Origin of the sequence: Mesorhizobium sp. M4A.F.Ca.ET.050.02.1.1, assembly GCF_003997725.1 — a bacterium.
Taxonomy (GTDB): domain Bacteria; phylum Pseudomonadota; class Alphaproteobacteria; order Rhizobiales; family Rhizobiaceae; genus Mesorhizobium.
The window spans coordinates 1-432 of record NZ_RZSG01001518.1 but is presented as its reverse complement, the minus strand read 5'-3'; the positions used below and the strand labels follow the sequence as shown (position 1 = coordinate 432).

Annotated in this window: 1 protein-coding gene; it reads left to right on the top strand. The window is 73.1% G+C overall.

Annotated features, from left to right (window positions below):
• The coding region (locus tag EOA33_RS38445) for a DUF4129 domain-containing protein (protein WP_127407876.1) at positions 1–390 on the top strand (390 nt) is incomplete at its 5' end.
• Positions 391–432: the final 42 nt, after the last annotated feature.

The following is a 432-nucleotide window of genomic DNA, read 5'->3' as shown; positions in this document are numbered from 1 at the left end:
GGCGTCGCCTGGCGCCTGCCGTGGCGGCGCGCGCGCAGCGAAGCGGATACGGAAGAGCAATGGCGCCCCGATGCCGCAGCGGCGCAGATCCTGCTGTCGGAAGCCGACGCGCTTGCGGCGCGCGGCGACTATGACGAGGCGGTCCATCTCCTGCTTCGCCGCAGCGTCGCCGACATAGCCGGGCGCCTGCCCGACTTCCTGCGTCCCTCGCTGACGGCGCGCGACATCGCCAATGCTCCTTCCCTGCCGGCGCGGCCACGCGGCGCGTTCAGCGAGATCGCGCGAATCGTCGAGGCAGCGCTGTTCGCCCGCCGTCCCGTCGGCGCCGAAGGCTGGCAGCAAGCGCGCGGCGCCTATGAGCGGTTCGCCTTCCGGGATGCCTGGGCATGAGCGCGCCGGCGGCCGATGCGGAGGAACCGTTCAGCCGCAGGA